Annotated in this window: 14 protein-coding genes; 2 read left to right on the forward strand and 12 right to left on the reverse strand. The window is 32.1% G+C overall.

Going from position 1 to position 14,455, the window contains the following annotated elements; all coding sequences use genetic code 11:
• Positions 1 to 268 precede the first annotated feature (268 nt).
• The 11 genes from ACP7AT_RS12860 to ACP7AT_RS12910 all read right to left on the reverse strand — a co-directional run bounded on the left by ACP7AT_RS12860 (position 269) and on the right by ACP7AT_RS12910 (position 9,850).
• Positions 269 to 586, reverse strand: a complete 318-nt coding sequence (locus tag ACP7AT_RS12860; RefSeq protein WP_426064736.1) for a hypothetical protein — start codon at positions 584 to 586, stop codon at positions 269 to 271.
• A 558-nt stretch (positions 587 to 1,144) separates the two neighbouring features.
• On the reverse strand, positions 1,145 to 1,432 hold the full coding sequence (locus ACP7AT_RS12865) for a hypothetical protein (RefSeq protein WP_426064737.1): 288 nt from the start codon (positions 1,430 to 1,432) through the stop codon (positions 1,145 to 1,147).
• A gap of 197 nt (positions 1,433 to 1,629) precedes the next feature.
• Positions 1,630 to 2,298, reverse strand: coding sequence for a response regulator (locus ACP7AT_RS12870; RefSeq protein WP_426064738.1), 669 nt, complete (start codon positions 2,296 to 2,298; stop codon positions 1,630 to 1,632).
• A gap of 272 nt (positions 2,299 to 2,570) precedes the next feature.
• On the reverse strand, positions 2,571 to 4,292 hold the full coding sequence (locus ACP7AT_RS12875; protein WP_426064739.1) for a tetratricopeptide repeat-containing sensor histidine kinase: 1,722 nt from the start codon (positions 4,290 to 4,292) through the stop codon (positions 2,571 to 2,573).
• A gap of 151 nt (positions 4,293 to 4,443) precedes the next feature.
• Complete coding sequence (rplT, locus tag ACP7AT_RS12880; RefSeq protein WP_091205336.1) at positions 4,444 to 4,788, reverse strand: 50S ribosomal protein L20; 345 nt, start codon at positions 4,786 to 4,788, stop codon at positions 4,444 to 4,446.
• Between the two features lie 171 nt (positions 4,789 to 4,959).
• A complete protein-coding gene (gene rpmI / locus ACP7AT_RS12885) occupies positions 4,960 to 5,157 on the reverse strand; it encodes a 50S ribosomal protein L35 (RefSeq protein WP_022827375.1) in 198 nt (65 codons plus the stop codon).
• A gap of 91 nt (positions 5,158 to 5,248) precedes the next feature.
• Complete coding sequence (infC, locus tag ACP7AT_RS12890; protein ID WP_369699884.1) at positions 5,249 to 5,806, reverse strand: translation initiation factor IF-3; 558 nt, start codon at positions 5,804 to 5,806, stop codon at positions 5,249 to 5,251.
• Positions 5,807 to 5,822: 16 nt separating this feature from the next.
• Positions 5,823 to 7,769 carry a threonine--tRNA ligase gene (gene thrS / locus ACP7AT_RS12895; protein ID WP_426064741.1) on the reverse strand — a complete coding sequence of 649 codons (1,947 nt, stop codon included), beginning with the start codon at positions 7,767 to 7,769 and terminating at the stop codon, positions 5,823 to 5,825.
• A gap of 237 nt (positions 7,770 to 8,006) precedes the next feature.
• Entirely contained in the window at positions 8,007 to 8,639 is a 633-nt protein-coding gene (locus tag ACP7AT_RS12900) for a hypothetical protein (protein ID WP_426064742.1), read from the reverse strand.
• Positions 8,636 to 9,139: an RNA polymerase sigma factor gene (locus ACP7AT_RS12905; RefSeq protein WP_426064744.1), complete on the reverse strand. Its 504-nt coding sequence runs from the start codon at positions 9,137 to 9,139 to the stop codon at positions 8,636 to 8,638. The genes ACP7AT_RS12900 and ACP7AT_RS12905 overlap by 4 nt, the downstream gene beginning before the upstream one ends.
• Before the next feature lie 282 nt (positions 9,140 to 9,421).
• Entirely contained in the window at positions 9,422 to 9,850 is a 429-nt protein-coding gene (locus ACP7AT_RS12910) for a hypothetical protein (protein WP_426064745.1), read from the reverse strand.
• Positions 9,851 to 10,044: 194 nt separating this feature from the next.
• Between ACP7AT_RS12910 and ACP7AT_RS12915 the strand changes: the two genes are divergently transcribed.
• On the forward strand, positions 10,045 to 11,349 hold the full coding sequence (locus tag ACP7AT_RS12915) for an NAD(P)/FAD-dependent oxidoreductase (protein WP_426064746.1): 1,305 nt from the start codon (positions 10,045 to 10,047) through the stop codon (positions 11,347 to 11,349).
• 225 nt (positions 11,350 to 11,574) lie between these two features.
• Here the strand turns inward: ACP7AT_RS12915 and ACP7AT_RS12920 are convergent, their stop codons facing one another.
• Positions 11,575 to 12,636: a DUF3810 domain-containing protein gene (locus ACP7AT_RS12920; RefSeq protein WP_426064747.1), complete on the reverse strand. Its 1,062-nt coding sequence runs from the start codon at positions 12,634 to 12,636 to the stop codon at positions 11,575 to 11,577.
• Positions 12,637 to 12,745: 109 nt separating this feature from the next.
• On the opposite strand from ACP7AT_RS12920, the gene ACP7AT_RS12925 reads away from it, so the two are divergent.
• Positions 12,746 to 14,209 carry an aminoacyl-histidine dipeptidase gene (locus ACP7AT_RS12925; protein ID WP_426064749.1) on the forward strand — a complete coding sequence of 488 codons (1,464 nt, stop codon included), beginning with the start codon at positions 12,746 to 12,748 and terminating at the stop codon, positions 14,207 to 14,209.
• The last annotated feature ends 246 nt before the right edge of the window (positions 14,210 to 14,455 follow it).

Raw genomic sequence — 14,455 nt, forward strand, 5'->3', positions numbered from 1 at the left:
TTTTATTTAATGTTAATTTTCTAAAATTATTTGTAAGGTTCATGACGTGTGTTATTTATCTTAATTAATTTACCGTTATTCTTAGAGTTTGCAGAAAAACTTTTTTTAATTATTTATTTCTTCCATAAATAATAAACTAAATAAATAAGGCCAATTGCGCCTATAAGCAACATTACTATTTGTACAAAAAACAATAAATTTGTATTTAAAAGGTGTAATGGTTTCATTATTTTTATTGTTGGTGTAAATTTTATTTACTGAAAAATTGTTAATCAAGTTTAGTTTCAGGAATTATATAATGATCGTATGAAAGCATGATTTTTCCTTTATTGTTTCTTGAGGAATGCTGGATAGTATTTTCATTCTTGTAAATATCAAACGGATTTTGGATGAAATTTTTCTTGTAAAATTCTTCAGAAATTTTCGTTGAATTTTCTTCGTCAGAATCAAATTTTCCTCCGTTTAATACTGTTATTAAAATTGCATTTTCTTTATTTGTCCTATTATTGTATTTGTGTTTTAGTTTTGTTGGATAAGAAAAAAGCAGGATTAATACTATTACCCCAATTAAAATATTTTTTTTCATTTTGTCTTTAATAAAGATTTAATCACATCATTTATTTACTATTTTCAATTAAATTTTCTAAATTTTTTTATTTGTATTTTTGTCAACAGTCCGTTATTCATTTCCATTGGTTTATTCAATTTCGTATTTAAAACCTCTGTTTTGATTTTCATGTGTAGACATTTTGATAAGGAAACGGTATTTGTCTAAAGTGATTTCTTATCAATCTTTAGATATTCTTTTACATAATTTTCACCATCTTAAATTCTTTTGTTCCATTTGTCATATACTTGATTTTCTTTTTCTTTCACAGTGAAAGGATTCTGAACTTCGTTTTCGTAATTTTTCAAGACTGAATTGATTATGAAAATAATTTAAATTTATGATTTCATCAAAATTAAAAGCGATAAAGCAAATTTCCTTGAGGTAAACCGTAACGCATCAAAATAATAATATGTATTGTCTAAATGTTATTTTTCGATTCTATTAAAATGAAGTATAACAGTTATAAATATTTATGGTGATTGTTTAATTCTAAACGCATATTTTTTTTGCAATCGAATCGAGAAGTAAAAGAAATTATATTTTTATCCAGTTACTGGCAATCCAATCTTGTAAATGATCTTTGTGGTCTTCATTTTCTAATTCGGGATGTTGTAAAAAACTTTCTACTTTTTGAAAACTGGCTTTAGTTTGGGGAACTTTATATTTTTCTAAAAACTGATTGCAGAAATGGATTATTTGAAATTCTTCTGTTTTATCGATATATATGTGATCAAAGATTTCAGTACAATCGGAATTATTTGTCAAATCAATTTTTTGAGAATATCCGTTAAATGCTAAGTCTTCTCTTGTGAAATTGGCCATTTTAAATGATTTTAAAGTTTATGGGGTAAACCTAACATCTTTAAAAACTATATCTTTACGGGAAACCGTAAATGGATTGTTTTTTTTTAAATTTAAAAAAGAATGGCATTTATTTTTGAGAGTATTAACTCAAGGTAGATGGTTTAAAATAAATTGGTTCTTTGTTTTACTAATTTTTTATGAAATAGTTAAGTTGCCTAAACTAGTCCTAAATCTTTAGTAATGGCTATCAAATGCACATTGTTAGTTGCTTTAAAATATATTTTTAATTTATTAATTCGTTTTTCTAAGCTGCTGCTTCCATTTGGAATAATGCCTGAATCTTTGAATTCGGAGGATATATCGTCAAGTGTAAATCCTTTCGCTAAGGATTTCAAAAGAGTAATATCATATGCTTCAATTTCAAATAATGATTTGTCTCTCATTGCGTACGCAACCTCTTCAGATAATTCGATTTCTTGGTTGTTATAAATGCGGTAAATTGCTTTTTTAAGTTCCGGAATACTGTCTCTGCCTTTTAATACATAAGCGTTAATACCTATATTTTGAAAAAGTGATTTTATTCGGTAAGACTTATCCTCAATAGAAAAAACTATTGTTTTTATATCTGGTTGTATTTTTTTTACTTCTTTAATCAGTTCTTCACCTGACTCCAATCGAAGTTCTCGATGATCCGGTTTGAATGACAAATCACTAATTAACAATTCATAAGGGACTTTATCATGAAGTGCTTTTTTTATTTTCAAAAAAGCATCATCGCAGTACTTTGAATGATGAATTTCCATTATGGATAGTTCTTCAAGTGCTTTAATTGAGGCTATACTGATACTGTCTAAATCTTCGGCAATTAATACTTTATTAAACATAAGTAACTGGTTTATAATGAAAAATTAAAATTAACTTTAAATCCTACATAAGATTTAGTATCAAAAGTAATAGTTCCTTTTCTGGTTCTATTACGGTTTTCCACATTCAGCAGTCCATTTTTTTAATTAAATATTTTATTTCTTATTCAAAGCCTGCTATCATTGCAATCGAGGTGTACTTTAGTTTAAAATTCAAGACTGATAAAGTTAAGTTGCACGATATAATAAACTTAGATTATTAATAGAAATGTTTATTTACGATCAGATTTACTTCATATCGGAAACTCACAACTCACTTTAAATCCTTTATTAGATTGGGTGTCAAATGAAATTTTTCCTTTTATGGAATGAATGCGATTTTCGATATTCTGTAAACCATTTTTCGAAGCTAATTTTTCAAATGTTGCGCCAACTCCATTATCACTATAATTTATCTGTAACTTATTTTCATTTTTTTTGAAAGAGATTACGACTAAGCTACATTTACTATGTTTTTTCATGTTTACCAATAATTCTTGAAGGATACGATATATGATGATTTTTTTGTAATTTTCAATATTGGACCAAAATATGGTATCGATACCGTTTGTAATAACATTGACTTCCTTGGTATTGAAACCAGATAACATTTCTTTTAAATGAGACGCAAATGGTGTTCCGGTATTTATATTGCTATTTTCTCTTGAGATATTTCGGGTTTGATAATAAATTGTGTCTAAATGTGAAATCAATATTTTTTTATTTTGACTTGACGATAAATCTTGTGTTTCAGCAAAAGCCATCGTTTGGAAAACGTCATTTGCTAATTCATCGTGAAGTTTTTTAGAAAGCCGAATTTCAGTATTATACGTTACTTTTATTTTTTCTCTTTTATTTTTTATTTTAAGATAGTTCGCAATAATTATACTCAATAAAATAAGTATTACCAATGCAAAATAGACAAGCTGATCTCTATATAGTTCCTGTCTTTGTTGATTTGCTTGCTGAGTTTTTAATTTTAGATTCTCCTCTTTTACTTTCTTAAAATCGTATTTGATTTTAGCAAATTGATTTTTTGCTTTTTGTCGGACGTCAGTAATACTGTCATTAATGTGAAGATATGCGAGAGAATATTTTTTCAGTTGATCATCTGAGGTATTTTGTATTAATAATTTTAAACAAACTAGTCGGTCGTCCACATGGTTTATTTCAGTCGCTTTGTTGTAGGCAAGGAGAGCGTATTTAATAGATAGATTTAAATTTCTAGTTTTGTAATATTCAGATAAATTGTAATAACTTGAAATCAGTCCCGATTTATCTTTTATATCTAACCTTGTTTTTAATCCTTTAATTAAATAAAAAAATGCTTTTGAATTTCCGGATTTATCATAAGCATGCCCCAAATTATCATTTATTCGAGCAATTATCTCGGCATTATTTATAATTCTTTCTTTACGTGTCAATGGCAAGAGAATTTGTATTGCTTTTTGATAATCACCTTTTTCAGTGTAGGCCATACTGATATTATTTAAAATTCCAGATTTAGTGTCATCATCTGTTTTCGAATTTATTGCTTTTTTAAAATAATATATAGCTTTATCATTTTCATGGGTAAGCAAGTAATTATTACCTAAACCAATATATATATTAGTTTCTCCATAAAGATATTTATTTGAATTCTCTATTAATGGAAACGCTTCAATGCTAGTAGTTTCACTTCCGGCATTATCTCCATGGTTTCGTTGTATTTGTGCCAACCAGCTTAAGGTGTGAATAATTCGGGAAGTATCTTTTTTTATTGCGGCAGCATATTTGGCTTTATTAAAGTAATAATAGGAACTATCATATGCTTCGTTTTCATAATGTTTGTGACCAATATCTATGAGTCTGTTGATTTCTGTAAGATCTTGTTTTTTAGGGGAGTTATGTCTCTTTTTCTTTTCACAGGATTGTGTGGCAAAAAGGAATGCCAAGAATACATAAAAAACCGGTAAATATTTTTTTTTGCACATCATTGCACGAAATTACTGAAATTTATTTAAAAATAGAAGGTAACGGATTGCTATAATTTTTTAATATTTACAACAAAATTAAAAACAAAAAACCCCAATCTTTCGATTGGGGTTTCTATATAAGTAAGTAATCTAAATTGAGTTGATAAAACGTTTATTTTACTTTATTAAGTACTGCTTTGAAAGCTTCTGGGTGATTCATCGCTAAATCTGCAAGAACTTTACGGTTCAATTCGATACCGTTAGCTTTTACTTTACCCATAAATTGTGAATAAGACATTCCTTCCAATCTAGCTCCAGCGTTGATACGTTGAATCCACAATGCACGGAAATTTCTTTTGTTCACTTTTCTGTCACGGTAAGCGTAGCACATTGCTTTCTCTACCGCATTCTTAGCAACTGTCCAAACGTTTTTACGTCTACCAAAGAAACCTTTGGCTTGCTTCATTATTTTTTTTCTTCTTGCTCTTTTAGCAACTGAATTTACCGCTCTTGGCATAATTTTGATGTGTTTTTGTAGCTGGCGGCTTGAATTAAATCAAAAGCGCTTAATGGCCATACTCCAAGGTTATTTTAAATTGTTTTAACCTAAAGATTATTTAGTCAAAAGTTATTAAAGTTGAATCTCGAAAGTCTTTAAGACTTCTGAGTTTACAACTTTAAGACTTACTTATATAATTCTTAATTGTTGTTTGATGCTTTTCATATCTGTTTTGTGAACTAACGCTGAGTGTGTCAGAGCTAATTTACGTTTTTTAGACTTTTTAGTCAAAATGTGACTTTTAAAAGCATGCTTTCTTTTAATCTTTCCAGAACCAGTAACTTTAAAACGTTTCTTGGCGCTAGATTTGGTTTTCATTTTAGGCATTTTTTCCTAGTATTTTAATTTATTCTTACTTACTTATCTTTTTTCAAGTTTAAAGTTGTAAAACTGGACGCTGACCACTTCAAACTGAATACTATTTTTTCTTCTTCGGAGCAATGAACATAATCATTCTCTTTCCTTCTAAAACTGGCATCGCTTCCACTTTACCAAATTCTTCAAGATCTGTAGCTAATCTCAACAATAAGATTTGACCTTGATCTTTATAAATAATTGATCGTCCTTTAAAGAAAACGAAAGCTTTCAATTTTGCGCCTTCTTTTAAGAATTTTTCCGCATTCTTTCTTTTAAATTCATAATCATGTTCATCTGTTTGAGGTCCAAAACGAATCTCTTTAACGACTACTTGTGTAGATTTCGCTTTCAGGACTTTGTCACGTTTTTTTTGCTCGTAAACAAATTTCTTGTAATCCATTATTTTACAAACCGGAGGTTCTGCATTAGGAGATATCTCTACTAAATCCAGTTCGAATTGATCCGCTAATCTTAAGGCTTCTGAAAGTTTAAAAACTCCTGGTTCAATATTCTCACCTACAAGCCTTACTTCTTGTACACCACGAATAAGATTATTTATTCTGTGTGCATCCTTTTTTTCTACGCGAGGTTGATAACCTCTGTTGCTTCTTATTGCTATGACTTTATAATTTAAGTTAAACTGAAAATACTTTTAATGTTTGGTTGATTTCTTCATTTACAATAGCAACAAATTCTTCTATTGTAACGGTGATATTTCCTTTTCCTTCTTGTCCATGACGACGGATAGAGATCGTACCATTTTTCTCTTCTTCCTCACCTACAATCAACATAAACGGTGTTTTTTGCATTTCGGCGTCTCTGATTTTCTTTCCTATTGTCTCGTTTCTATTATCAACCGAGGCGCGAATTTCGTGATTTTCTAGCAAATCTAAAACTTTTTTCGCATATATTTCATATTTCTCGCTCAAAGACAATATTATAGCTTGTTCAGGCATTAACCATAGCGGGAAATTTCCTGCAGTATGTTCTAATAAAATAGCGATAAATCGTTCCATCGATCCAAAAGGAGCACGGTGAATCATCACAGGTCTGTGTAATTCGTTATCCGATCCTTTATAAGTCAAATCAAAGCGTTCTGGTAAGTTATAATCTACCTGAATCGTCCCGAGTTGCCATTGTCGTCCCAAAGCATCTTTTACCATGAAATCCAATTTTGGACCATAGAAAGCAGCCTCGCCATATTCAATTACTGTGTTCAAACCTTTGTCTGCAGCAGCATTAATAATTGCATTTTCTGCTTTTTCCCAATTCTCGTCAGAACCAATATATTTATCTCTATTTTCTTTATCCCTTAAAGATATTTGAGCGGTAAAGTTTTCGAAACCTAATGAGCCAAAAACATACAATACCAAATCAATTACTTTCTTAAACTCTTCATCCAGTTGTTCCGGAGTACAAAAAATATGTGCATCATCTTGAGTAAAGCCTCTTACACGAGTTAAACCGTGTAATTCGCCACTTTGTTCGTATCGGTAAACCGTGCCAAATTCAGCATAACGCTTTGGTAAATCTTTATACGACCAAGGGCGTACATTATAAATTTCACAGTGATGAGGGCAGTTCATCGGTTTCAACAAAAACTCTTCTCCTTCGGCTGGTGTAGTGATCGGTTGAAAACTATCTGCACCATATTTCGCATAATGTCCAGAAGTTACGTACAGTTCTTTTTGGCCAATATGTGGGGTAATTACTTGCTCATATCCTGCTTTTTTTTGTGCTTTTTTCAAAAACTGTTCCAATCGATCTCTCAAAGCGGCTCCCTTTGGCAACCACAAGGGTAAACCTGCACCCACTTTTTGTGAAAAAGCAAATAATTCCAATTCTTTCCCTAATTTTCTGTGATCACGACGCTTTGCCTCTTCTAATAATAAAAGGTATTCTGTCAGATCTTTTTGTTTGGGAAATGAGGTTCCGTAAACACGTGTAAGTTGTTTGTTTTTTTCATCACCACGCCAGTATGCACCTGCTACACTCATGATTTTCATCGCTTTGATTATTCCAGTATTTGGAATATGTCCACCGCGACATAAATCTGTGAAAGTAGAATGATCACAAAAAGTAATTGTTCCATCTTCAAGATTGGTAATCAATTCTGTTTTGTAAATGTTGTCTTTGTATAATTCTAACGCATCAGCTTTAGAAACTGGGCGTAATTTAAATTCATGTTTTCCTCTTGAAATTTCAAGAACTCTGTCTTCAATTTTCTTAAAATCAGCATCAGTGATTTTATGATCTTCAAAATCTACATCATAATAAAATCCATTTGAAATTGCTGGTCCGAGTGTTAATTTTATTCCAGGATACATTTCCTCCAGAACTTGTGCCATGACGTGTGAAGTGGAGTGCCAGAACGCTTTTTTTCCAGCATCATCATTCCAGGTGTACAATGTAAGACTGCCGTCCGTCGTCAAAGAGGTAGTAGTCTCCACAGTTGTACCATTAAAAGAAGCCGAAATTACATTTCTGGCAAATCCTTCACTAATGCTTTTAGCAACATCCATGGGAGTTACTTCTGGAGCAAATTCTCTAATTGACCCGTCGGGCAAAGTAATCTTAATCATTGTTTGATATTTTAAGAATGCAAAGATAGATCATTACAAAAACACAAACAATATATATGTAAGGTTTGTTAGTCTAAAATTAATAATCCAGCGGGTTTGTAAGAATCAGTGTCGTATTAAAAAATATTTTCGGTCAAACATGCGCAAAACATAATCTAAGATTAATTTTAAAAATCTTTCCTATTTCAATTGTAGCGCGTCAAGCAGTTCTTTTTTTAGGAAAAAAAAGTGTGTTTTTTATAAATCGATTTTCTTTAATTCTTTATAATTGGCATACAGACGGCGTAATAAGATTCCGTATAAGACTCTGTAAAACAGCCAAAATAGCCCATAAAACACGATGCTGGTAAAGGCTAAAAAAGCTATTGTTACCGCCATCACTTTGCTGTTAGAATTAATTTGATTTTTTAAGGCAACCATTTCAGGATTGTAAGCAAACGCAATTACAAAACCAATAATCAAACTAAAAACAAGCATCGCTAAATTATACCAAACATAATATTGCACCGTTTTACGGGTTTTAAGAATATCTTGCATCAATTGCGTGGTTGAGGCAGTGGTCGAAATTCGAATATAATTTTTGTAAAACAAATAAATAAAAATCAATATCACTGCGTAATTAAAATAAGTCAATACTTCAAAATAGGCAATTAGTTCTACATGCTTTATTTTTTTTAAATAATCGTCAGAGTCAAAGCAAACGCTTAGACAAGTCCATAACAATACCTCCAAAATGCTAATAATCAAAATCCACTTCACTATCGAAGATGATTTTTTATGTATCATTTTATAAATCTCGATTTCCGATACTTGCTCAAAAGAGTTTTCGCTCTTCTGCCAATCTTTTTTTAATAAATCCAGCTCTTTCATATTCCTAATGGATTTAATATTTTTTTTAATTTCCCTTTTATTCTATTCATTTTTACCCTTGCATTTACTTCGCTAATCCCCAATGTTTCTGATATTTCCTGGTAATCTTTATCTTCCAGATACATAAATATCAACGCCTTTTCAATATCATTCAGTTGGTAAACCGCTTTGTACATTAATTTTAATTGTTCCTCCTCTTCGTAGTCATATTCCACATCATTCAGGAAATGTTGCCGTCCTTCAAATTCTATAGTAATTATGGATCGTTTTGTTTTTCGATACAAAGTAATTGCTGTATTCAATGCGACTCGATACGCCCAAGTAGAAAATTTGCTGTCACCCCTGAATTTTGGAAAAGCCTTCCATAACTGAATTGTAATTTCCTGAAACAAATCCTTGTGTGCATCATCGCCATTAGTGTATAACCTACAAATCTTGTGGATTATATTCTGATTTTCCTGCAACTGCTTTACAAAAGAATGTTCTAGATTATCACTCATATATACGTTAGTAATTCAATACTGGTTTTTGTTACAAAGTAGCACTTTTTTTTCGAGGAGCACAACACTATTCATTTCATGACTAAGACTCGTCCCGCTGTACATTACAATCTTTATTTCCTGATAAAAATCAGTAAATAAAGGATTTCCATTCCCATCAGGGCTAATTTCCACGGGTATTTTTATGAAGACATTTCCTTTAATGGAATGTATCAAATTTTTTTTAACAAAAAAAGCCCTTTATGAAATTTTCATAAAGGGCTTTTTCGTAAGGATTGTTAGTTATTTTTTACAGTCAGAATAATCTACACTAAAAGTGTATTTTTTATCAGTAACTTTTTGGACTGCAGGATTGTTTCTGTGGTCTGGTTTGTATGCTGCTCCAGTTCCTAAATCTACTCCAATACCTAATATTCCGAATGAGAAAACACTAAGTATAAAATTTCCTGTTCTAAAAGCGTTATTAAATGTTTGTTTTTTTGTTTCGCAACCATCTTCTTTCAATTCTACATTTAATGATTTGTTTCTTGGAAATAATGCTGTTACTTGCCCATTACCCATTTTTTGACCATCAACATAAATCTCTGCATTAGGTCGATCTTTAGCAACAATTGTACCTTCGTATTTGCTTCCTCCAAACATTACACCGCAACTATTTAACATAATTAGCATTGATAATGAAACAACAATAGTTGTAATTCTTTTTTTCATAAGTAAAAATATTTTTTAAATTAGAGTTAATTGTGTAGCTAAAATAGTAATAATAATATTTCAAATGCAATTTTTTTTATTTTTATTTTTAATTTTTCACTAATCAATTCAGTTACTTTGTCTTACACAAAAGTGATTACAGGCTAATTCCTTAAATCTTCACTAACTTTGTAATTCATTTCATTATTTTAAATATGAACATCCCAAATTCAACTTTACCCAGAATAGTAATTATAGGAGGTGGCTTTGCCGGGATTGCATTAGCCAAAAAACTAAAAAACAAAAAAGTTCAGGTTGTCCTTTTAGACAAACACAATTATCACACTTTCCAACCTTTATTATATCAGGTAGCTACAGGCGGTCTCGAAGCGGGTTCTATAGCATACCCAATCCGAAAAGTAATTCAGGAATACGATGACGTCTATTTCAGACTCACCAATGTTCAAGAAATCGACACTAAAAACCAAAAGATAATCGCCGAAATTGGAGAATTGAGCTATGATTATCTCGTGATTGCCACAGGTTCCAAAACCAATTATTTTGGCAACAAAGAAATTGAGCGCAACAGTATGGCTATGAAAACCATACCGCAATCGCTCAATATTCGAAGTCTAATTCTTGAAAATTTTGAACAAGCGGTTTTAACCACTGATGTAGCCGAACAAAATAGTCTCATCAATTTTGTACTCGTAGGTGCTGGACCAACAGGAGTAGAGCTTTCCGGAGCTTTAGCCGAAATGAAAAAGGCCATTCTGCAAAAAGATTATCCCGATCTTGATATTGCCAAAATGGAAATCAATCTGATTCAAAGTGGTGACAGGATTCTTAATACTATGAGTGAGAAATCATCTCAAGCTGCCGAAGAGTTTCTAACTAATTTAGGAGTTAAAATCTGGAAAAACGTCCGCGTAACTAATTATGACGGACGCACGATAACCACAAATTCCGATTTGACTTTTGAAACTGCCACCGTAATTTGGACAGCAGGAGTTCAAGGCGCTCTTGTTGCGGGATTGGATGGTAAATCTTTGGTTGACAAAGTAGAACGCATTCGGGTCAATGAATTCAATCAAGTGGTGGGGTACGACAATATTTTTGCAGTAGGCGATATCGCTTCAATGGAATCCGAAAGCTATCCGCAAGGACATCCCATGATGGCACAACCTGCAATGCAGCAAGGGAAATTATTGGGTGAAAACTTATTTAAATTAATTCAAAAGCAACCTATGGAAGCTTTCGAATACAATGATAAAGGTTCTATGGCAACCATAGGAAGAAATAAAGCGGTTGTCGATTTACCTAATTACCATTTCAGTGGCGTTTTTGCTTGGTTTGTCTGGATGTTTGTGCACTTGTTTTCCCTTATTGGATTCAAAAATAAGGCCGTCGTATTCCTGAATTGGGTATACAATTACATTCGTTTTGATCGTGAAGGAAGATTAATCATTAGACCTTACAAAAAGAAAAGTTTTATGACTTTTACGAGTGATGAAGTGTAATTTTCGAACGTCTTGAAATTAAATGTTGGTAATCTTTTAGAGTTGTTTGTCATTCCACTGTAACTTTTTTACTTTCATTACCATGCGATAAAAAGTCAAATTATGTCACTTAAATAACGCTCTAAATTCTCCTTATCTCTTTTTAAATATTTAAATCTGTCTCAAAAATTAGTATTAGAAGGATATTCAATTTACTTTAAGACATTTGACTTTCAAACTTTAAGACTAAAACTCTTTTCCCTTGTAATAATTCACCATCAAATTCACAAATTTGCTGTAGCCTTCCATGCCGTCTTTTTGCTGGTTCACTTTAAGGAATTGGTCGTAAAAAGCATGAAAACCTTTATCGATAATCGTGTCGTATTGCTTCCAGAAATGCTCACTTTCTTTGTAGTTTTTCAAAATTCCGGGATGGACAGTTTTTAATAATTGTTTGTAAATCGTTTCGTCTCGGGCCTGCCAATTACCTAAACAATAGCGTAAAGCCATGCTGTAGCCCGAATATTGAATGTACGGATCATCATTTTTTATAGATGCTAAAAAGCCGATAAAGTTGCATTCACTTTCGCTGGCGTAACCCATTTGGTGTGCCATTTCATGATTTGTAGTCATCGGGAAACTATACATTGGACCCAAATAATTAACCTGTGCTTCATTGGTAAACGGATTCAAATAGCCTCCAAAACCCATATAAGTCAATGGCAAACTAATCAGTGATTTCTTGGTGCTCAACTTGGAATAGGAAAAATAAGGATATTCCGCGGATAAGTTTTTGTATCCATTCAGACTCATTTCAAAAACCTGTTCTTGGGAGTAAGGAAATTCCACTTTCAAGCTGTCGTTTTTTGTGAGTTGGTTTTGAACAGCATTGGTTTTGGCAATTATTTTTTTGGTGAAAGCCAACAAATCCTCATCCGAATAATCTTTTTGAATTTCCATTTTTTCAAAAAGCGGTTCACGGTAATAATTCAACGCCCAAAGAACATGAAACAAAAAGTAAAAAACTGAAACAAAACTCAAGATGCTAAATAAAGTGTTTTTCCATTCGGATTTCCATGTTTTTCGTTGGTTCCAAAACCATTTAAAAATCAATAGAATAACAAGGAAATAAAGACAGTCACCGACAGAAAAAGGAATTTCACCGAAAATAGTTCTTGAAAACAATGAAAGTATCGGATAGAAACCATTGCTGTACCATTCTTCTATCTGTGCGGGGTAAAAGGGAATAATTTGCAAAAGCAGTATTTGAATAAATAGAAAGAAGGAAAGGAAATATTTAGTTTTCAATGTTTGAATTTTGGTAATGTAAATATAATTACAATATCAATTACTACCATAGGGAATTTAAACTTTGTAACTTTGGTACTTGTAAATGTAAAACCTCAAACAAAATTAAATGAGCCAAGAAATAAGAAATCTGGAACCAAAAGCACTTTGGAATAAGTTTGCCGATTTGAATGCAGTGCCTCGTCCTTCTAAAAAAGAAGAGCGTGTGATTGCGTTCATGAAAAACTTTGGCGAAAGCCTAGGTTTAGAAACTTTCGAAGATGAAATTCGCAACGTAGTCATTCGAAAACCAGCTACTGCTGGAATGGAAAACCGAAAAGTAATCGTACTTCAAGGACATTTGGATATGGTGCACCAAAAAAATTCGGATACTGTTTTTGATTTTGATATACAAGGAATTGACATGTATATTGATGGGGATTGGGTTCGTGCTCGCGGAACAACTCTTGGTGCTGATAATGGTCTTGGAGTTGCGGCTATCATGGCAATTTTAGAAAGCACTGATATTCCGCATCCTGCAATAGAAGCTTTGTTTACCATTGATGAAGAAACTGGAATGACAGGAGCTTTGAATTTAAAAGGAGGTATTCTGCAAGGTCAAATTCTGCTGAATTTAGATACAGAAGAAGATGATGAAATTGACATTGGTTGTGCCGGAGGAATCGATGTGACAGCTACTGCTGAGTATGATGAAGAGGAAACTCCGGAAGGTTCTGTAGGATATACAATTACTGTGAAAGGATTGAAAGGTGGACATTCAGGAATGGATATTCACAAAGGTTTGGGTAATGCCAATAAAATCATGAATCGATTGTTATTTGATGGTTTTGATAATTTTGGTTTGCAAATTGCTGAAATAAAAGGAGGCAGTTTACGCAATGCAATTCCTCGTGAAAGTCAGGCAAAAGTAATTATTGCCGAAGTGTATGATGAAGCTTTTGTTTTTGACATGCAGCAAATTGTAAACGAAATCAAAACGGAGTTTAAAATAACGGAACCAAATTTTGAAGTTGTTTTTGAAAAAATGGCTGCAGCTCCTACTAAAGTAATGCCAACAATTGCTCAGTTTTACTTTGTGAGATCCATGTATACTGCTCACAACGGAGTGTATAGAATGAGTGCTGATTTTGACGATTTAGTAGAAACATCAAATAACATCGCCAAAGTGATTGTTGGAGATGGTCAACTTTCAGTACAGTGTTTAACGCGTTCTTCTGTCGAAACATCTAAATTTGATTTGGCTAATGCGTTGCGTTCCGCTTTTGAATTAATGGGTTGTGAAGTAGAATTTTCAGGTTCATATCCAGGTTGGACACCAAATTCAGAATCAGAGATTTTAGATGTTTTAGTTCCAATATATGAAAAACAAAACGGTGAAAAACCAAAAGTGGTGGCGTGTCACGCAGGATTAGAATGTGGGATTCTAGGAACTAATTATCCTGATATGGATATGATTTCTTTTGGACCAACGATTCATGGTGCACATTCTCCGGATGAAAGAGCGAGTATTTCTTCTTCTCAGAAATTTTGGAAATTTCTATTGGAAATTTTAGCTAATATTCCGGTGAAATAATATTCAGTGTTCAGCATTTAAAAAAAAATAGTGTTCAGTAACAAATGAAACTGAACACTATAAACTGAATGCTGAACACTAATTTTAATCTCTTTTAGGACTGTTTTTCTTGTCTCTTTTTTCTTCTTTCTTTTCTTTAGCCGTTTTTAAGGGCTCTTTCTTCGCGGTTTTCTTTGCGTCTTGACTTTTTGCCATGATATAGGAATTTAGGTTTTGTTTTTAATTGTTGATTCAGGTAAATGTATA

The sequence above is a fragment of the Flavobacterium sp. DSP2-3-1 genome (genome assembly GCF_049896865.1).
In the GTDB taxonomy this organism is placed as follows: domain Bacteria; phylum Bacteroidota; class Bacteroidia; order Flavobacteriales; family Flavobacteriaceae; genus Flavobacterium.